The organism is Nocardiopsis sp. NPDC006198 (genome assembly GCF_040613895.1).
GTDB lineage: Bacteria > Actinomycetota > Actinomycetes > Streptosporangiales > Streptosporangiaceae > Nocardiopsis > Nocardiopsis tropica.
Genome location: NZ_JBEXSY010000096.1, coordinates 1 through 18343, shown reverse-complemented (window position 1 = coordinate 18343; position 18343 = coordinate 1). Strand labels below are relative to the sequence as shown.

The following is an 18343-nucleotide window of genomic DNA, read 5'->3' as shown; positions in this document are numbered from 1 at the left end:
AAGCCGCGAGCGAGGAACGAGCGACAGGCGCAGACGAGGACGAAGCACACCGGCCTCAAGGCGCCCGAACACGGGGCAAAGCGAAGCGGAGCCCCCAAACAGCAAGAGCCCCAAAAGCAACACTGGTACCCCCGGTCGGACTCGAACCGACACTTGTGACCCTTTTAGGGGGCCTGCCTCTTCCATTGGGCTACGAGGGCGAACCCATCATACCGGCCGGGTCGATTGCCCACTTTGCTTTGGCTTGGCCGGTTATGGTCACGAAAAGACCGGCTCCCCTGGGGAAACCGGTCGTTTCGTGTGTTCGGGCTGGGCCGCGCGGGCGGGAGTCGCGCGACCGGGCCGGATCAGCTGACCCGGCGGAGTCGGCCGTCCTCGATCTGCGGCCGGCTGGCCTCCTCGAAGGCCTGGCGGGGCTCGGCCATCTCCGGGAGCGCGGCGAAGTCGCGGCGCAGGAAGAGGGCGAGCGTCCAGTCCGACAGCACGCGCATCTTGCGGTTGAAGGTCGGGACCGCGAACAGGTGGTAGGCCCGGTGGGCGTACCAGGCGAGGCGGCCGTTCAGCTTGATCACGCCGAACAGCTGGGCGGCGCCCTTGTGCAGGCCCAGCCCGGCGACCGCGCCGAGGTTCTTGTGCTTGTAGGCCTTGAGCTCGGTGTTGCGCAGCGAGGCGATCACGTTGTCGGCGAGCACCGGCGCCTGGCGGACCGCGTTCTGGGCGTTGGGCGGGTAGTAGCCGCCGTTCCCGTCGGGGACCTGGGCGTTGTCGCCGCCGGCGAAGGCGTTCTCCACGCCGTTGACGGTGAGGAACTCGCTCGTGTCCACGTGGCCCTTGGGCCCGAGGGGCAGGTCGCTGGCGGCGACGACCGGGCTGGGCTTGACGCCCGCGGTCCACACGAGGGTGCCCGCGTCGAACTCGGTGCCGTCGCTGAGCTTGATGTGCTGGTCGGCCGCCGACTCCAGGAAGGTCTTGAGCCGGACGTCGATGCCGCGGCGGCGCAGCTGGTTGAGGGCCTTGTTCCCGACCTCGGGGCCGACCTCGGGCAGGATCTTGTCGGCCGCCTCGATGAGGTAGAACCGCACGTCGTCGAGGTCGATCGACTGGTGGAGGCGGACCGCGTCGCGGACCATGTCCTCCAGCTCGGCGATGGCCTCGGCGCCGGCGAACCCGCCGCCGACGAAGACGAAGTTGAGCGCCTTGCGCCGGGTGGCCTCGTCGTCGGTGGAGTCGGCGATGGTGAGCTGGTTGAGGACGTGGTTGCGGAGGTAGGCGGCCTCCTCCACGGTCTTGATCCCGATGCCCCACTCGGCCAGGCCGGGGATGGGCAGGGTGCGCGAGACGGCGCCCGCGGCCATCACGAGGTGGTCGTAGGCGATGGTCTCGGGCTCGCCGACGTTGGGCTCGTAGCGGACCTGGCGGTCGGCGTGGTCGATGCGCACGACGCGCCCGCCCAGGACGCGGACCCGGTCGAAGACCTTGCGCAGCGGGACGACGACGTGGCGCGGCGAGATGTTGCCGGACGCGGTCTCGGGCAGGAAGGGCTGGTAGGTCATGTAGGAGTTGGGGTCGATGACGGTGATCCGCGCCTCGCCCGCCCCGAGCTTCTTCTCCAGCCGCCTCGCGGTGTACATCCCGAGGTAACCGCCGCCGACGATGAGGATGTGCGGGATCTCCGCTTCGTCCCCTCCGCCGTGTACCAGCCGGTAGTTCCTGCTCTCGGTCATCGCATATCCGCCCTAAAGGTTTCTGTCGCGCCCGTCCGGGGCCGCGAAGGTCTCGCGGTCTCCGGTCGCCCGCTCTCGCGTTCCAGCGGGGCACCACCCCGTCGTGGTGGGTACCCGTACTTTTCGGGTGGTGCTTGTGCATTCTTTCACAAGCACCTACCGACAGAGAAGGTTCACATCTGATCACCTTCCGACCACTTGCCCACCTGCATGCCTTGCGTTTATGCAGGTCAGAGTGGTTGTGAAAGCATTCACAAGGATCTTCCGCAGTGATGCGTCTCACCCGGGGGACCCTGTTCGGGGGTCCCGAAAGCCCCTTGCGGAACGCCTACGCCTGGACCACGAGGCTCCAGGCGACACCGTCCAGGATGTCGTGCTCACTCGTCGTGAACGCGTCCGCCCCCGTGCGGGCGAGCACCCGCGACAGGACGAGCGCGCCCGCGCCGATCACGTCCACCCGGCCGGGGTGCATGACGCCGATCTCCGCACGCTCCGCCGAGGTCGCCGCGAGCAGCTCCCCGGTGATGCGGTCGAGGTCCGCCGCCCCCACGCGGGAGTGGTGGATCCGCTCCGGGTCGTAGGCGGGCAGGTCCAGGGCGATACCGGCGACCGTGGTCGCGGTTCCCGCGACGCACACCACCGATCCCGCCTCGCGCAGGGGCACGACCCGCTCGACCTCGTCGAGCGCCGCGTCGATGTCGGCGGTGGCCGCCGCGACCTGCTCCGCCGTGGGCGGGTCGTCGCGCAGGTGCCGCTCGGTCATGCGCACGCAGCCGATGTCCACCGACAGCGCCGCGCGGACCAGCTCGCCCTTCTCGGCCTCCTCCGGGCCCGTCCCCAGGACGAACTCGGTGGAGCCGCCCCCGATGTCCACCACCAGGAACGGCGGGGCGGGCTCGCTTGTTCCCCCCTCGGCCGCCTCGGCGTCGAACTCGGCCGTGGCCCCCACGAACGACAGCTCGGCCTCGTCCAGGCCCGTGACCACCTCGGGCTCCACCCCGAGGATCTCGCGGACCCCGTCGATGAACACCTGGCGGTTGGCCGCGTCCCGGGTCGCGCTGGTGGCGACCATGCGCACCGCGTCCGGCCCCAGGGCGATGCCGTGCGCCTCGATGGCCTCGGCGTAGCCGCGGAGCGCCTCGAAGGTCCGCTCCAGCGCCTCGGGGGAGAACTCGCCGGTCCGGTCGACGCCCTCGCCCAGCCGCACGATCTCCATGCGCCGGTCGACGTCGACCACCTGGACCTCGTCGCCGTCGATGTGGACCACGTCGGCGATCAGCATCCTGATGGAATTGGTTCCGCAGTCGATGGCCGCGACACCGCTCATGACCCGTTCCCCTCACTGCCCTCTCGGGCGTCCTCGTCGACGCACACGCACGGTCCCCTGTCCCACCACTGCGGGAGCTCCTCCAGCGCCTCGGCGCCGAAGGGGTTGGTTCCCGGCGCGGCGAGCTCATGGCCGACCAGCGCGTGCAGGCACTTGACCCGGGTGGGCATGCCGCCGGTGCTCTGCATCCCCTCGGGGAGCGGCTCGACCCCGTCCAGGCGCGCCTGCTCGGCCCGCTCCTCGATGTAGGACTCGTGGGCCCTGGTGTAGGCCTCGGCGAGCCCCGGGTCCGTCGCGAGCCGGTCCTGCATCTCGCGCATGCGGCCGGAGTTCTCCATCCGGCCGATGGCCGACGCCGCGCGCGGGCACGTCAGGTAGTACAGCGTCGGGAAGGGGGTGCCGTCCTCCAGGCGGGGCGCGGTGCGCACCACGTCGGGGAGCCCGCACGGGCAGCGGTGCGCGACCCCGCGCACCCCGCGCGGGGTGCGGCCCAGCTGGAGTTCGATGGCGGCGATGTCGCGTGCGGCGACCGGGTTCTCGGAGTGCCCCTCGGGAGGGGCGCCCGCCGGTCCGGCGGCGCGCCCGGGCACGGGCTGATCAGCGGAAGTCATGGCGAACCCAGCATAGGGCCGCCCCCGCACCCCTGCCGCCCGCGGGGGGCGGGCCCCGGCCGGGACCCGCCACGCACCCCGGGGCGGGTCAGAGCCCGTCGTCGGGCGGCGGGCTGTCCGCCTCCTCGACCGAGCGCCACAGCGTGGTGAACCACGGCTCGCTGGGACCGGTCTCGGCCTCGTCGTCGTCCTCGGAGTCCGGCGGGATGACGATGTAGGCGGTCTCGCCGGGGTACTGGTAGTGGAGCCGCGCGCGGGCCTCCCGTTCGACGTATTCGTCCTGGGTGAGCTCCCGCTCGCGCTCGCGCAGGTCGAGCACGCTCTCCTCCATGCGCGCGCGGTCCTCCTGGAGCTGGGCGATCTGCGCCCGCTGCGCGACGTACTCGCGCAGCGGGTAGGCCAGGCTCAGTGCGATCACGCACACCACGAGGGCCAGGATCGCCGCACGGCTGGTGAGCATGGGCCGCACCCCGCCGGTGGTGCGGCCCGTGCCCTTCCCGGCCCCCCTGCCCTTGGCGGAGCCGGTTACGGCGCTCTTCCGCCCCGTCCTCCTCCGGGCAGCCCTGCCCGCCGGCCTGTCGGCTTTGGACGCCTTCCCGGCCTTTGGGGGCGGCTGCTTGGATTCGCGGGACACTGGGGCAGACTAGCCGCGCTTGGCGAAGCGCGGGAAGGCCGACACGCCCGCGTAGACGGCGGCGTCGTCCAGTTCCTCCTCGATGCGCAGGAGCTGGTTGTACTTGGCGACGCGCTCGCTGCGGGCCGGGGCGCCGGTCTTGATCTGGCCGGCGTTGGTGGCCACCGCGATGTCGGCGATCGTGGTGTCCTCGGTCTCGCCGGAGCGGTGGCTGATCATCGCCGTGTAGCCGCTGCGCTGGGCCATGGCGACCGCGTCCAGGGTCTCGGTCAGGGTGCCGATCTGGTTGACCTTGACCAGCAGCGAGTTGGCCGTGTCGGCGAGGATGCCGCGCTGGAGCCGCTCGGGGTTGGTGACGAACAGGTCGTCGCCGACCAGCTGGACCTTGTCGCCGAGCTCGGCGGTGAGGGTCTTCCAGCCCTCCCAGTCCTCCTCGTCGAGGGGGTCCTCGATCGAGACGAGCGGGTAGGCGTCGACCAGCTCCGCGTAGTACGCGGCCATGTCCGCGGAGGTGCGGGCCTTGCCCTCGAAGGTGTAGACGCCGTCGTTGAACAGCTCGGTGGCGGCCACGTCCAGGGCGAGCGCGATGTCGGTGCCGGGGGTGTAGCCGGCCTTCTCGATGGCCTCGACGATCAGGTCGAGGGCCGCGCGGTTGCTGTCCAGGTTGGGGGCGAAGCCGCCCTCGTCCCCCACGCCGGTGCCCAGGCCGTGGGCCTTCAGGACCGACTTGAGGGAGTGGTAGACCTCGGTCCCCCAGCGCAGCGCCTCGGAGAACGTGGGCGCGCCGATCGGGGCGACCATGAACTCCTGGATGTCGACGTTGCTGTCGGCGTGCGCGCCGCCGTTGAGGATGTTCATCATCGGCACGGGAAGCACGTGCGCGTTGGGACCGCCGATGTAGCGGAACAGCGGCAGCCCGGCCTCCTGGGCGGCGGCCCTGGCCACCGCCAGGGAGGCGCCCAGGATGGCGTTGGCGCCGATCCGGGACTTGTCCGGGGTGCCGTCCAGGTCGATGAGCGCGCGGTCGATGATGCGCTGCTCGTCGGGCGCGTGGCCGAGGAGCTCGTCGGCGATCTCGTCGTTGACGGCCGTCACGGCCTTGGTCACGCCCTTGCCGCCGTAGCGGTCTCCGCCGTCACGCAGTTCGACTGCCTCGAACTGGCCGGTGGACGCGCCGCTGGGGACTCCCGCGCGCGCGATGGTTCCGTCGTCGAGCAGAACCTCGACCTCGACCGTCGGGTTGCCCCGCGAGTCAAGGATCTCTCGCGCCTGTACTGCCTCGATGGACGCCACGGTCTCTCTCCGTCTCTTGGGGTTTCTCGGACCACTGGTTCAGGACCCGACACGAGACTAGCGACACCGACCGCCGCCGGGTGAGGGCACCCGGCCGAATTGGTCTAGTCCTTAGAGGAGATCCCGGCCACCAGGGCCGCCAGGGCGATGTCGAGGGCCCTCTCCCGGTACGCGAGGGCCTCCTCCGCGGAGAGCATGACGGAGATGTCCTGGATCCCCCCGAGGGCGATGACCGCGCCCATCCTGGCGGGGGTCCCGTGCCCGGGTCCGACCAGGAGGCGGTCGAGCCGGCGCCGCCAGGCCACGACGGCGTCGATGAGCCCGATGTCGGCCAGGGAGCCGACGTCGTTGAGGACGGCGACCAGCAGGGTGCTGTGGCGCACACAGATGTCGAAGTAATCGCCGAGGAGCTCGCGGGCGCGGTCGGACATCCCCTCCGTGGCCTCCCCCGGCTCGTCCCCGTACTCGGCGAAGAGGTCGCCCATGTCCTGCTCCAGGGGCTCGACCAGCGACCTGAGCAGGTCGTTCTTGGACGGGAAGTGGTAGTACAGCGCCGCCTTGGTGATGCCGAGGCGCTCCGCGATCTCGCGGAGGCTCGTCTTCTCGAACCCCTTGCGGGCGAACAGGTCCAGTGCCGCGGCCTGGATCTCGGCCTTGGTGTCGCTCTGCGCTCTGGGCACCCGTGTCACTCCCGTTCACTCGCCGCCTGGTCCGCCGAGTCTAACCCGTACCTTCCGACCGGTAAGTTACTTGACGCACGGTAAGTAGCTGCCTAACGTGTCCCGCAAGGCATCCGAAGGAGCGTGAACCCCCGTGACAGCCGTACAGAACGTCCTGATCTCCGGCGCCGGCATCGCCGGACCCGCCCTCGCCCACTGGCTCCACCGGTACGGCATCGCGCCGACCGTCGTCGAACGCGCCCCCGCGCCCCGCTCCGGCGGCTATGCCGTCGACGTGCGCGGCGTCGCCCTGGACGTCGCCGAGCGCATGGGCGTGCTCGACGGCATCGCGGAGCACGGCACCGGCATGGCGTCCGCGTCGTTCGTCGACGCGCGCGGGCGCCGCATCGCCGACTTCACCCCCTCCCAGGCCCGCACGGCCTCCGAGGGGCGGTCCCGCGAACTCCTGCGCGGCGACCTGGTCCGGCTCCTGCACGAACCCACCACCGCGTACACCGAGTACCTGTACGACGACACGGTCACCGCGCTGGAGCAGGCCCCCGAGGGCGTGCACGTGTCCTTCGCGCACGCCGCGCCGCGCGTGTTCGACCTGGTGGTGGGGGCCGACGGCCTCCACTCCACCACCCGTGCCCTCGCCTTCGGCCCCGAGGGCCCGTTCCGGAGGTTCCTGAACGCCTACATCAGCATCTGCACCGTGCCCAACCACCTCGGCCTGGACCGGGAGGTCCTGCTGCACAACCTCCCCGGGCGGGCGATCGCGCTCTACCACACGCCCCGGGCCGAGGGGGCGAAGGCGATGTTCCTGGTGTCCACGCGTTCGGAGACCGGGATCGACCGCCGGCCGGCCGGGGAGCAGAGGCGGTTCCTGCGCGAGGCGTTCGCCGGGGCGGGCTGGGAGGCGGGTCGCCTCCTGTCGGAGACGGGGGCGGCCCCGGACTTCTACTTCGACTCCGTCACCCAGATCCGGGCCCGCAGCTGGTCCGCCGGCCGGGTGGTCCTGCTCGGCGACGCCGCCCACTGCCCCTCCCCCGCGTCGGGCCAGGGCAGCAGCCTCGCCCTGGTCGGCGCCCACGTGCTCGCCGGCGAGCTGGCCCGGCACGACGCCCCCGCCGCGGCGCTGGCCGCCTACGAGGCCCGGATGCGGCCCTTCGTGGCCGCCAACCAGGCGATCGCCGACGCGGGCCTGGGGTTCCTGGCCCCGCGGACCCGGACGGGCATCGCCGTGCGCAACGCGCTGGTGCGCGCCGCCCCGCTGCTGTCCCGGGTCGGGGGCTTCGACTCCAAGCTCTCGACGGCGGCCGAGGCCCTGGAGCTGGACGCGCCCGCGCCCGCGCCGGGCTGACCCGCCCGTGCCGTCCGGGCGCGTCCCGCCCGGACGGCACGCCTCGGGGGCCGGGACGGCTCCCCCGCCTATAGTGCAGGGGCGGAGTACCCGGCCGGGCCGGGGAGCCCGGCCCGGGCGCCCGTGCCCCGAGGTGGACGGCGGAACGACAGTGGGCGACCCCGAGACCGGACCGGTGTCCGCCGACGGAGCCCTCCGCCCGGTGCCCCGCCGGGGGTCCGAGCTCGTCCTGCTCGCGGCCGGGCTCGTGACGGTCGCGGCGACCCTCCTGACGGCGTCCCTGTCCGTCACCGGCGGCGCCGAACCCGTCCTCGGCCTCTACCTGGCCGTCCTGTGCGCCGGGGCCCTCTCCCTCCACCTCCTGCTGCGCCGGGTCGCGCCCTACGCCGACCCGGTCGTCATGCCGGTCGCCACCGTCCTGAACGGACTGGGTGTCACCATGATCTGGGTGATCCAGACGACCCGGGCCGCGACCGCCGGGGAGCACGGGGACGCCGACCGGCAGGTGGTGTGGACCGTCGTGGGCATGGCCCTGTGCGCCGCCGCGGTGGTGGCCGTGCGACGCCCGCAGCGGCTCACCATGTACACGTACGTGATCGCGGGCGCCGCCCTGCTCCTGCTCCTGCTGCCGCTGTCCCCTCTGGGCCACGAGGTGCTGGGCGCCCGGCGGTGGATCGGCCTGGGCCCGTTCACGATGCAGCCCTCGGAGTTCGCCAAGGTGCTCCTCGTCCTCTTCCTCGCCTCGTACCTGGGCCGGCGCCGCGAGGTGATGGCGCTGGTCACCCGCACCGTCAGGGTCGGCCGCCTCAAGGTGTTCAGCGTGCCCCGCGCACGCGACCTGGCGCCCATGGCCGTGGGCTGGGGCCTGGCGATCCTCCTGCTCGTGGGCACCAGGGACCTGGGGACGTCGCTCCTGCTGTTCGGGACGTTCCTGGCGGTGCTCTACGCCGCCACCGCCCGCAAGTCGTGGGTGCTCATCGGCCTGGTGGCCTTCTCGGCGGGCGCGTACGCGGCGTACCTGATGTTCGGGCACGTGCGCAACCGCGTGGACATCTGGCTCGACCCCTTCGACGAGGAGGTGTACAGCCGCCCCGGAGGCAGCTACCAGATCGTCGAGGGCGTGTTCGCGCTCGCCGAGGGCGGCCTGACCGGGACGGGCTTCGGAGGCGGGGCCGTCCAGGAGGTCTTCGCCGCCGACAGCGACCTGGTCCTGGTCTCGGTGGGCGAGAAGCTGGGGCTCACCGGCCTGATGGCCGTCCTCCTCCTGCTCCTGATCCTGGCCGAGCGGGGGTTCCGCATCGCTCTGGGCTCCCGGGACTGGTTCCTGAAGCTGACGGCCCTCGGATACGCCTTCCTCACCGCGTTCGACGTGTTCATCGTGCTCGGCGGGGCGACCCTCCTCATCCCCCTGACCGGTATGACCGCGCCGTTCCTGTCGGCCGGGGGGTCGGCGCTGATGGCCAACTGGGTGATCGTCGGCCTCTGGCTGACCATCAGCGAGACGGCGCGCCGGCCCCGGGCGGGCGGCGCGGAGCGCGACCCCGCCACGGAGGCCTTCCGCACGCGCGCCCAGCCGCCCCCTCCCCCGGAGGCCCGCCCGGGGTGACGCGGGGGCGCTAGACGCCGGCCGCGTCCCAGTAGGAGCGCCACTCCGCCGCGGACAGGTCGCGGGGCTCCCTGCCGTCGGCGCGGGCCGCCTCCTCGGCGGCGCGCACGCGCGCGTCGAACCTGCGGGACGCCGCCCTGAGGTCCGTCTCCGCGTCCCGGCCCCGGGCGCCCTCCGCCGCCACGGCGGCGAACAGCCCGCCGCCCTCGGCCCCGTCGTCGCCCACCAGCTCGGCGGGGAAGCCGTTGCGGACCGCCCTCCTCTGGAGCTCGTGGGCCAGCAGCACGGCGGGCTGCGCGAACGGCACCCCGTCCAGGACGGAGGGCTTCGCGCCGTTCCCGCCCGCCTCCGCCTTGGCCGCGCGCTCGGCCGCCTTGATGGCCTCCCAGTCGGCCCACACCTCGTCGACGCCCGCCACCTCGGCCCCGCCGAACACGTGCGGGTGGCGGCGGGTCATCTTGTCGATGATCGCGTCCGCGACGTCGTCCACCGTGAAGCGCGCCGGGTCGCCCTCGGGGCGCTCGGCGGCGACGGCCGCGTGGAACACCACCTGGAGCAGCACGTCGCCCAGCTCCTCGCGGAGCGAGGCCAGGTCGCCCTCCTCGATGGTCTCCAGGGTCTCGTAGGCCTCCTGGATCAGGTACTTGGCCAGCGACTCGTGGGTCTGGGAGCTGTCCCAGGGACACTCCCTGCGCAGGGTGTCCATCACCTCCACCAGGCGCAGTACTCGGTGCCCGGTCGGCTGGGGGTCGGTCATCTCGGTCCTTAGCTGTCGGGATCCTGCCACTGCTCGTCCTGCGCGCCCGCGCCCTAGCCGGGCAGCCATCCGCCCTCGCGCAGGGCCGCCATCACCTCGGCCACGGACTCCGCCGGGTCGCCGCCGGTGTCCAGCACCAGGTCGGCGTCCCCGGGCTCCTCGTAGGGGTCGGAGATCCCCGTGAACTCCGCGATCTCCCCCGAGCGCGCCTTGGCGTAGAGCCCCTTGCGGTCACGGGCCTCGCACACCTCCAGGGGCGTCGCCACGTGCACGAGGAAGAAGTCCCCGAACTCCTCCACCATCGCCCGCACCTCGGCCCGGCCCGCCGCGTACGGGGCGATCGGCGCGCACACGGCCACCCCGCCGTGCCGGGTGATCTCCGCGGCGACATAGCCGATGCGGCGGATGTTGAGCTCCCGGTCCTCCCGCGAGAACGTCAGCCCGCTGGAGAGCATGCGCCGGACCACGTCCCCGTCCAGCAGGGTCACCGTGCGCCCCGACCTGCGGATGCCGTCGCACACCCCGCGCGCGATCGTGGACTTGCCCGAACCCGACAGGCCGGTGAACAGGATCGCGACCCCCCGCTTGGTCCGCGCCGGGCGCAACCGCGCCAGTTCGGCGCCCACGCGGGCCGGGGTGAACCAGGCGGGAAGCTCGCGCCCGTGCGCCAGCTCGGCCTCGACCTCCTCGTCCGTCGGCTCCGGGACGGCGTGCGCGGGGTCCACGCGGGTCAGGGGCTGCCACAGCCCCTCGGACGAGTCGTAGCGCCACGGCTCCGGCTCCAGGACCGTGAGCGGCGGGCGCCGGGCCATCACACGCTCGACGTCCGGTCCGCTCCCGCCGGTCACCGCCAGCATGTGGGTGGCGCCGTAGGCGGCGGCCACGTGCGCGGCCAGCGCCACGTCGCGCACGCCCCAGCTGCCGCCGAGCGCGCCCTCGGTCCGCGCGGCGCCCCTCGGCAGGGTGCACACGACGAACGCGGTGCGCCCCGGCAGCAGCGGTTCGGCGGCCAGGACCGCCGTCGCCATGCCCTCGTCCTCCAGGCCCGTCTCGACGATCACCAGCACCTCGGCTCGGGCACCGCCCGCCGCGTCCCCGAGGGCGTCGGCCTCCGCGCGGATCTGGTGCAGGACCCGGTGGTGCAGGGGCCGGTCGGTGACCACCGCGAGCAGCGACCCGCACGAGGAGGGTTCGAGCTCGCGCTGGCCCCGCACCTCCGCGGGCGAGGACCGCAGCTTGCGCAGCACCCCGTACATGGGCGGCCGCAGCAGCGCCACGTCCCCCGCCAGGCGGTGGACGCCCTCCGCCTCCCAGTGCTCGGTGACGGTCAGCTCGGCCAGCGGCGCGCCCTCGGGGTCGGCGAGGGTCAGCGCCGCGGCCCCCGCCAGCGCCTCCGGCACCTCCAGGGTGACCGGAACCGGCCAGGGGCGGCCGTCGGGCAGCCGCCCGGAGCGCTCCACCGACGCGGCCTCGTCCCGCGTCATGAAGCCGGGCAGCGGGTAGGCGCCGTTGAGGATCAGCTCCAGGTGGGCGAGGCCGTCCGGACCCGGGACGAAGACCGGGGCGCCCGACCGTCCGCCGCCGCCCTCCGGCGCGCTCCCACGCCTGATCGCACTCACCACGAGGTTCCTCTCCTACGGTGTTCCGGGAATCGTCTCTAGCGTATGCCCGACGCCCCCGGCCGCCCCGCCCGCGTCGCACGGAGCGCGGCGCGGACGGCGGGGGAGCCGGAATAGAAGCACCCCACCGGCGGTTCCACCGACTGTGCACCGCCCCTTCGGCGCCGGTTGCCGCCGGGGGCGGCACGGGCGGGCCGGCGGGGCCTTCGTCCACACCCCGCCCGCGCGAAACCTCCGGACTCGATAGTCTGAGGGGTGCCGGGCGTCCACTCCCGCAGCCGCCTTCTCATCGTGCAGGCCGCGACCACCGCCTGATCCGGACCCACTTCCACTTTCAGTTTCTGGTGCTATGAGCCTTATTGGACTTCTCGCCGACGTCTCCAGGGACCCGGCACTGCACAGCGCGATCGAGGCCGCCCGACGCGGCCTCGATCCCCACCTCGACCTCGTCGCGCCGGCCGCGCTGCGCCCCTTCATGGTGGGCGCGCTGGCCGCCGACGCCCCCGTGGGCGCGGGTCGGCCCGTCCTCGCCGTCACCGCCACCGAGCGCGAGGCCTCGGACCTGACCGACGCCCTGTGCTCGCTGCTGCCCGACGACTCCGTCGCGCTCTTCCCCGCCTGGGAGACGCTCCCGCACGAGCGGCTCTCCCCCCGCTCGGACACGGTCGGACAGCGTCTCGCCGTCCTGCGCCGCCTGGCGCACCCCGACCCCGCCGACCCGCTCACCACCCCGCTGAGGGTGGTCGTCGCCCCCGTGCGCAGCGTCCTGCAACCGCTCGTGGCCGGCCTGGGCGACCTGGAGCCGGTCCGCATCCGCCCCGGCGACGAGGCGTCCCTGGAGGACGTGGTCACGGCCCTGGCCGACACCGGCTACGCCCGGGTCGACCTGGTCGAGAAGCGCGGCGACATGGCCGTGCGCGGCGGCATCCTGGACGTGTTCCCGCCCACCGAGGAGCACCCTCTGCGGCTGGAGTTCTGGGGCGACACCGTCGAGGACATCCGCTACTTCCAGGTGGCGGACCAGCGGTCCATCGCCCCGCGCGAGGGCGACGAGGGCTCGCGCGCCGGCGCCGCCTCCGGGCTGTTCGCACCGCCGTGCCGCGAACTCCTGCTCACCGACACCGTGCGCGACCGCGCACGGGCCCTGGCCGAGGAGCACCCCTCCCTCGCCGAGATCCTGCACAAGATCGCCGACGGCGTCTCCGTCGAGGGCATGGAGGCGTTCGCGCCCGTGCTCGCCGAACGCATGGAGCCCTTCTTCACCTACCTGCCCGAGGGCGCGATGGTGGTGGGCTGCGACCCCGAGCGCATCCGCACCCGCGCGGTGGAGCTGGAGGCCACCAGCGCCGAGTTCCTCGACGCCTCGTGGATCAACGCCGCCTCCGGCGGCGAGGCCCCCATCGACCTGGGCGCGTCCGCCTACATGTCCGTCGCCGAGCTGCGCGCCGCCGCGGCCGGGCGCGACCTGCCCTGGTGGGGCCTCACGCCCTTCAGCGCGGGCGACGAGGGGGGCGCCTCCGAGGAGGACGACGCCGTCGTCGTCGGCGCCGCACCCGCCGAGTCCTACCGCGGGGACACCGAGCGCGCCCTGGCCGACATCAAGGGCTGGCTGCACGACAACTGGAGCGTCGTCCTGGTCACCCAGGGCCACGGCCCCGCCGAGCGGCTGGTCGCGATGCTGCGCGACGCCGGCCTGGGCGCCGCCCTCGCCTCCGACCTGGCCGACCCTCCCCCGCCCGCCGTCGCCACCGTCACCACCGGGCTGGTCGACCACGGGTTCCTGCTGCGGACGGTCCACACGGTGGTGCTCACCGAGACCGACCTGGCCGGACAGAAGTCCTCCACCCGCGACATGCGCAGGATGCCGAGCAGGCGGCGCGGCACCGTGGACCCGCTCCAGCTCAAACCGGGCGACTACGTCGTCCACGAGCAGCACGGCGTGGGCCGCTACCTGGAGATGGTCAGCCGCCAGATCCAGGGGGCCACCCGCGAGTACCTGCTCATCGAGTACGCGCCCTCCAAGCGCGGCCAGCCGGGCGACCGCCTCTTCGTCCCCACCGAGCAGCTCGGCGAGGTCACCCGGTACGTGGGCGGCGAGGCCCCCACCCTGTCCAAGATGGGCGGCGCCGAGTGGAGCAAGGCCAAGAGCCGCGCCCGCAAGGTCGTCCGCGAGATCGCCGGCGACCTCATCCGCCTGTACTCGGCCCGCCAGGCCTCCCCGGGCCACGCGTTCGGTCCGGACACCCCGTGGCAGCGGGAACTCGAGGACGCCTTCCCGTACGTGGAGACGCCCGACCAGCTCGCGGCCATCGACGAGGTCAAGAAGGACATGTCCCGGTCCGTCCCCATGGACCGGTTGATCTGCGGCGACGTCGGCTACGGCAAGACCGAGGTCGCGGTGCGCGCCGCGTTCAAGGCGGTCCAGGACGGCAAGCAGGTGGCTCTGCTGGTGCCCACCACGCTGCTGGTGCAGCAGCACATGTCCACGTTCACCGAGCGGTACGCGTCGTTCCCGGTCACCGTCAAACCGATGTCGCGGTTCCAGACCGACGGCGAGGTCGAGGTGACCCGCGAGGGGCTGCGCAGCGGCGAGGTGGACGTCGTCATCGGCACGCACCGCCTGCTGTCGTCGGAGACCCGCTTCAAGGACCTGGGCCTGGTCATCATCGACGAGGAGCAGCGCTTCGGCGTGGAGCACAAGGAGGCCCTCAAGCGGCTGCGCACCCAGGTCGACGTGCTGGCGATGTCGGCGACGCCGATCCCGCGCACCCTGGAGATGGGCCTGACCGGCATCCGCGAGATGACCACGATCCTCACCCCGCCGGAGGAGCGCCACCCGGTGCTCACCTTCGTGGGCCCCTACGAGGACAAGCAGATCACCGCCGCGATCCGCCGCGAGCTGATGCGCGAGGGCCAGGTGTTCTTCGTGCACAACCGCGTGGCCTCCATCGACAAGGTCGCGGCGAGCATCAAGCGCCTGGTGCCGGAGGCCCGGGTGGCCTACGCGCACGGCCAGATGAACGAGCAGCAGCTCGAGAAGGTCATGGTCGACTTCTGGGAGAAGAACTTCGACGTGCTGGTCTCCACGACCATCGTCGAGTCCGGCCTGGACGTGCCCAACGCCAACACCCTCATCATCGACCGCGCCGACACCTACGGGCTCTCGCAGCTGCACCAGCTCCGCGGCCGGGTGGGCCGCGGGCGCGAGCGCGCCTACGCGTACTTCCTGTACCCGCCGGAGAAACCGCTGTCCGAGACCGCCTACGAGCGCCTGGCCACGGTCGCCCAGCACACCGAGATGGGCGCGGGCATGTACGTGGCCATGAAGGACCTGGAGATCCGGGGCGCGGGCAACATCCTGGGCGCGGAGCAGTCCGGCACTATCGCGGGCGTGGGCTTCGACCTGTACGTGCGCATGGTGGGCGAGGCCGTGGCCGAGCTCAAGGGCGATCCGGACGCGGTCGAGGAGATCGAGACCCGGGTCGAGCTGCCCATCAACGCGCACATCCCGCACGACTACGTTCCGGGCGAGCGGCTGCGGCTCCAGTCGTACAAGCGGATCGCCGGCGTGGGCAGCGAGGAGGACATCCTCGCCGCGTACGAAGAGCTCACCGACCGGTACGGGCCCCCGCCCCAGCAGGTGGACAACCTGATGGCGGTGGCGCGGTTCCGGGTGCTCGCCAAGTCGGCGGGGCTCTCGGACGTCGTCATGCAGGGCAACCAGATCAGGTTCTCCCCGGTCGACCTGCGCGAGTCGCAGGAGCTGAGGCTGCGGCGGATGTACCCCAAGTCCCTGCACAAGGAGACGACGCGGACCCTGCTGGTACCGGTGCCCAAGGCCGGCGGCCTGGGCGGCAAGCCGCTGCGCGACCTGGAACTCCTCAAGTGGTGCAGCGACCTGGTCAACGCCGTCTTCGAGCCGCACAGGAGAGCCGGCCGGAGCGCCCCGGCCCAGTAGCCCGGACCCCGGCCGGGGCGTCCACGGAGGCGTCGGCCGGGACGGCTCCCGTCCGAGCTGCCTCCACCGGAGGCCGCCGGACCCGCCGCCGTGCGGCGGTCCGGTGCGGCACCGCCGAACGGATCAGTGCCCGGGGGCGTCCACGCCGCCGGGGTCCGCCTCGTAGGTGATGCCGTACATCTCCTCGTCCTCGCCCGGCCTCCGCCGCCACCAGCGACCGCCGGAGGCGCGGCGGGCGTCCTTCGCCTCCCGCCTCTCCCGGCGCCGGTGGTCGCGCAGTTCCCGGCGGGCCTCCTTGCGCGCGCCGCGCTCGGCGCCGCGGTCGACCGTCCGGGCGGCCCGCTCCCGGTCCCTGGCCGCCCTCAGCTCCCCGGGGGTGGCGGGAGAGGGCTCCGGGTCCGGCCCCGCCTCCTCCCCGGCGTTCCCGACGCCCTGGCCGTCACGGCGGCGCAGCGGCGTCACCGTCGCCAGGCCCTTCCCGACCGGGACGTCCGGCGGCAGCTCGACCACCGGCCGCGGCTCGGCCCCCGGCCGCACGGGGGCCCGCGCCCCCTTCTTCGCGGCGTCCGTCCCGGGTTCCGTGGAGCCGGGGGACTCCGTGCCCTTCCCCAGCCGCAGCTTGCGCCAGTACCACCAGTTCGCGATCCAGGCGGCGACCGCCGCGGCCACCCCGACCTCCAGGGCGGCGACGAGGCCCACCTGCCACGCCGACGGCCCCACCTCGCTGAGCCGCTCTCCCCCCAGGGGCCCGCCCGCGATCTCCGCCATGGCCGCGCACAGGATCCCCGTGGTCACACCGCACACGAACCCCCACAGGGGGGCCGCCTCGCCGACCGCGTCCGGCGCACTGCGCTGGGTCAGGACACCGCCCACCGCGCCCGCCGCGAACGGCAGGGCCAGCGCCACCAGGGACACCGCCGGAGCGGCCCCGTCCTCCGGCAGGGCGGCCAGCATCGGGAACACCGGCAGGGCGCCCACCGACACCCCGGTAGGGGCGACGACGGTACCCGCGCCCATCGCGAACCCCGGCCCCAGCGCGTAGCAGACCGCGAACACCACCGCGTTGGGCAGGTACGCCAGCTGGATGACCACCAGCAGCACACCGCCGACCACGCCGGGTCCCAGCACCCTCGTCGTCTCGACGGCTTCCGGGAAGGCGAACGCCAGCGCCGTCGCGAACAGCAGCAGCCCGCCCAGCAGGAGGGTGCCGGTGGACGCGAGCAACCCCACCAGGAGGGACCTCGGCCTGGCGGGCATCAGCTCCAGCAGGTCCCGGACCGCCACGCCCTTGTCGCGCATCAGCTGGCGCAGCGCCCCCAGCCCGGCGGCGAGGAAGGCGATGGCGAACCCCATGACGAGGGCGCGCGGCATGCTGGGTTCGATCGCCTCGGTGCGCGCCACCAGCGCCAGCGTGCCGGCGATCGCCGCGTAGGGGCCGGCGACGGCCACCGCCGCCCCCCACACGTACCGGAGCCGCAGGATCTCGCAGGAGCGGGCCAGCCACCGGCCCGACCGGTACAGCAGCAGGCCCGGCAGCAGGACCAGCCCGAGCGGGAGCAGGGCGATCTGCCCGTCGGGCACGGTGAACGACACGTGGTGGCCGACCAGCCAGGCCAGGACCGCTCCCTGGAGGATGTCGACGATGTCCTCGCCGAAGGTGTCGTGCGGCGCGGCCACCCAGCCGATGATGGTGAGGGTGACGATGGCGGCCAGACCGCTGCCCGCCGCCGTGGCGGCGGCAATGCCCCCGGTCGCGTAGAGGGGCCTGCGCTCGTCGGCGGCCTCCGGCGCGGAGGCTTCCGCGGCGGTGGCCCGCGGGCGCTTCGGCGGTCGGCCTCGGTCGGGGGGAGATCCTGGCGTACTCACCCGACTTATGCTGCCAGGGACCGGAATGCTCCGCGGTATCCCGCCGCGCGTGTCGTGCGCGCGTGTGCGGCGGCGCCGGTGGAACCGTCGGCGTCCGGCCCCCGTCGTACGGAGGGAGACAGGTTTCACCCCCGCTGCGGACGGACACCCATGGCAGGCACCGACCCCGACCGCTACCGGCTCTCCGACCGGGAGCGCGACGAGGCGCTGGAACGGTTGCGGACGGCTCTGGAGGAGGGCCGTCTGGACCCCGAGGAGCACGGGACCCGCGCCGGGGCGGTGCTGGAGGCGGTCGCCAACACGGACCTGGTCCCGCTCTTCGAGGACCTGCCCCCGGAGTCCCGGCCCAGCTCGCTCGCCGTCCCCGGGGACGCGGAGCCGGGGGACGGGCGCCCGCCCACGCCTGCCGGGACGGCCGCCCTCCCGTCGGCCCGGCGGGAGGGCGGGAAGGGCTCGTCCGACCGCCGCAACCGTCCCCACACGGGCGGTCTGGTGATCTGGGGAGGGATCATGTTCGTGCTCTGGGGGGTGCCGTCCATCTCCAGCGGCAACACCGGCGCCGTGTTCGCGTGGCTGTTCTTCCTCCTGGTCCTCCTCGTCCCGGGCGCGGTGGTGACCACCGTGCGGACCGTCCGCGGCAGGTCGGACGGCGGTTCGCGGGCCCTCGACTAACCGGACACGCGAAAACGGCTCCGCCCCACCCTCCGGATGAACCGGCGGTGGGGCGGAGCCGTCGAAGCGGTCACCCGTCGGGGCTGCTCCCGGGGCGCGTGCTAGAACAGCTCGCGCACCAGCTTGGCAGTCTCGCTGGGGGTCTTGCCGACCTTGACGCCGGCGGCCTCCAGGGCCTCCTGCTTGGCCGCGGCCGTGCCCGCCGAACCCGACACGATCGCGCCCGCGTGCCCCATCGTCTTGCCCTCCGGAGC

General features: G+C 73.3%; 13 protein-coding genes, 1 tRNA gene and 1 pseudogene. 4 read left to right on the top strand and 11 right to left on the bottom strand.

Translation table 11 applies throughout. From position 1 onward, the window contains the following. Window positions 1-123 precede the first annotated feature (123 nt). The 7 genes from ABZ234_RS32500 to ABZ234_RS32470 form a co-directional block, all read right to left on the bottom strand. A tRNA-Leu gene (locus ABZ234_RS32500) sits at window positions 124-200 on the bottom strand. Between the two features lie 147 nt (window positions 201-347). Continuing rightward, window positions 348-1724 (bottom strand): NAD(P)/FAD-dependent oxidoreductase, encoded by a 1377-nt coding sequence (locus ABZ234_RS32495; protein WP_267946577.1) that lies wholly within the window; start codon window positions 1722-1724, stop codon window positions 348-350. Window positions 1725-2052: 328 nt separating this feature from the next. Next, window positions 2053-3051, bottom strand: a complete 999-nt coding sequence (locus ABZ234_RS32490) for a Ppx/GppA phosphatase family protein (protein ID WP_355014586.1) — start codon at window positions 3049-3051, stop codon at window positions 2053-2055. Next, a complete protein-coding gene (locus ABZ234_RS32485) occupies window positions 3048-3662 on the bottom strand; it encodes a DUF501 domain-containing protein (protein ID WP_267946579.1) in 615 nt (204 codons plus the stop codon). The genes ABZ234_RS32490 and ABZ234_RS32485 overlap by 4 nt, the downstream gene beginning before the upstream one ends. A gap of 88 nt (window positions 3663-3750) precedes the next feature. Beyond that, window positions 3751-4122: a septum formation initiator family protein gene (locus ABZ234_RS32480; protein ID WP_267946580.1), complete on the bottom strand. Its 372-nt coding sequence runs from the start codon at window positions 4120-4122 to the stop codon at window positions 3751-3753. A gap of 183 nt (window positions 4123-4305) precedes the next feature. Continuing rightward, on the bottom strand, window positions 4306-5589 hold the full coding sequence (gene eno, locus ABZ234_RS32475) for a phosphopyruvate hydratase (RefSeq protein ID WP_267946581.1): 1284 nt from the start codon (window positions 5587-5589) through the stop codon (window positions 4306-4308). A gap of 104 nt (window positions 5590-5693) precedes the next feature. After that, window positions 5694-6269 carry a helix-turn-helix domain-containing protein gene (locus ABZ234_RS32470; protein WP_344183459.1) on the bottom strand — a complete coding sequence of 192 codons (576 nt, stop codon included), beginning with the start codon at window positions 6267-6269 and terminating at the stop codon, window positions 5694-5696. Window positions 6270-6402: 133 nt separating this feature from the next. Between ABZ234_RS32470 and ABZ234_RS32465 the strand changes: the two genes are divergently transcribed. Both ABZ234_RS32465 and ABZ234_RS32460 read left to right on the top strand, forming a co-directional pair. Next, complete coding sequence (locus tag ABZ234_RS32465) at window positions 6403-7611, top strand: FAD-dependent monooxygenase (protein WP_355014585.1); 1209 nt, start codon at window positions 6403-6405, stop codon at window positions 7609-7611. 151 nt (window positions 7612-7762) lie between these two features. Next, complete coding sequence (locus ABZ234_RS32460; RefSeq protein WP_355014584.1) at window positions 7763-9217, top strand: FtsW/RodA/SpoVE family cell cycle protein; 1455 nt, start codon at window positions 7763-7765, stop codon at window positions 9215-9217. Between the two features lie 10 nt (window positions 9218-9227). Here ABZ234_RS32460 and ABZ234_RS32455 read toward each other — a convergent pair whose 3' ends face one another. Together ABZ234_RS32455 and cysC are read right to left on the bottom strand one after the other, a co-directional pair. After that, the gene (locus ABZ234_RS32455) at window positions 9228-9974 is read right to left on the bottom strand and encodes a MazG family protein (protein WP_267946585.1); all 747 of its coding nucleotides are present in this window, start codon (window positions 9972-9974) and stop codon (window positions 9228-9230) included. 53 nt (window positions 9975-10027) lie between these two features. Next, window positions 10028-11596 carry an adenylyl-sulfate kinase gene (cysC, locus tag ABZ234_RS32450; protein WP_355014583.1) on the bottom strand — a complete coding sequence of 523 codons (1569 nt, stop codon included), beginning with the start codon at window positions 11594-11596 and terminating at the stop codon, window positions 10028-10030. Window positions 11597-11942: 346 nt separating this feature from the next. Here cysC and mfd point away from each other — a divergent pair, with 346 nt between their 5' ends. Continuing rightward, window positions 11943-15551: a transcription-repair coupling factor gene (gene mfd / locus ABZ234_RS32445; RefSeq protein WP_355014582.1), complete on the top strand. Its 3609-nt coding sequence runs from the start codon at window positions 11943-11945 to the stop codon at window positions 15549-15551. 123 nt (window positions 15552-15674) lie between these two features. On the opposite strand, the gene ABZ234_RS32440 is transcribed toward mfd, so the two are convergent. After that, the gene (locus ABZ234_RS32440; RefSeq protein WP_355014587.1) at window positions 15675-17294 is read right to left on the bottom strand and encodes a DUF6350 family protein; all 1620 of its coding nucleotides are present in this window, start codon (window positions 17292-17294) and stop codon (window positions 15675-15677) included. A 273-nt stretch (window positions 17295-17567) separates the two neighbouring features. Between ABZ234_RS32440 and ABZ234_RS32435 the strand changes: the two genes are divergently transcribed. Further along, the gene (locus tag ABZ234_RS32435; protein ID WP_355014581.1) at window positions 17568-18089 is read left to right on the top strand and encodes a DUF1707 domain-containing protein; all 522 of its coding nucleotides are present in this window, start codon (window positions 17568-17570) and stop codon (window positions 18087-18089) included. Window positions 18090-18190: 101 nt separating this feature from the next. Here the strand turns inward: ABZ234_RS32435 and ABZ234_RS32430 are convergent. Further along, a pseudogene (locus ABZ234_RS32430) lies at window positions 18191-18343 on the bottom strand (succinate--CoA ligase subunit alpha); the annotation flags it as partial.

Bases quoted from the DNA above. Each gene is read 5' to 3' on its own strand.
- ABZ234_RS32495 (WP_267946577.1), bottom strand. From the start codon at position 1,724: ATGACCGAGAGCAGGAACTACCGGCTGGTACACGGCGGAGGGGACGAA.
- ABZ234_RS32490 (WP_355014586.1), bottom strand. From the start codon at position 3,051: ATGAGCGGTGTCGCGGCCATCGACTGCGGAACCAATTCCATCAGGATG.
- ABZ234_RS32485 (WP_267946579.1), bottom strand. From the start codon at position 3,662: ATGACTTCCGCTGATCAGCCCGTGCCCGGGCGCGCCGCCGGACCGGCG.
- ABZ234_RS32480 (WP_267946580.1), bottom strand. From the start codon at position 4,122: ATGCTCACCAGCCGTGCGGCGATCCTGGCCCTCGTGGTGTGCGTGATC.
- ABZ234_RS32455 (WP_267946585.1), bottom strand. From the start codon at position 9,974: ATGACCGACCCCCAGCCGACCGGGCACCGAGTACTGCGCCTGGTGGAG.
- mfd (WP_355014582.1), top strand. From the start codon at position 11,943: ATGAGCCTTATTGGACTTCTCGCCGACGTCTCCAGGGACCCGGCACTG.
- ABZ234_RS32435 (WP_355014581.1), top strand. From the start codon at position 17,568: ATGGCAGGCACCGACCCCGACCGCTACCGGCTCTCCGACCGGGAGCGC.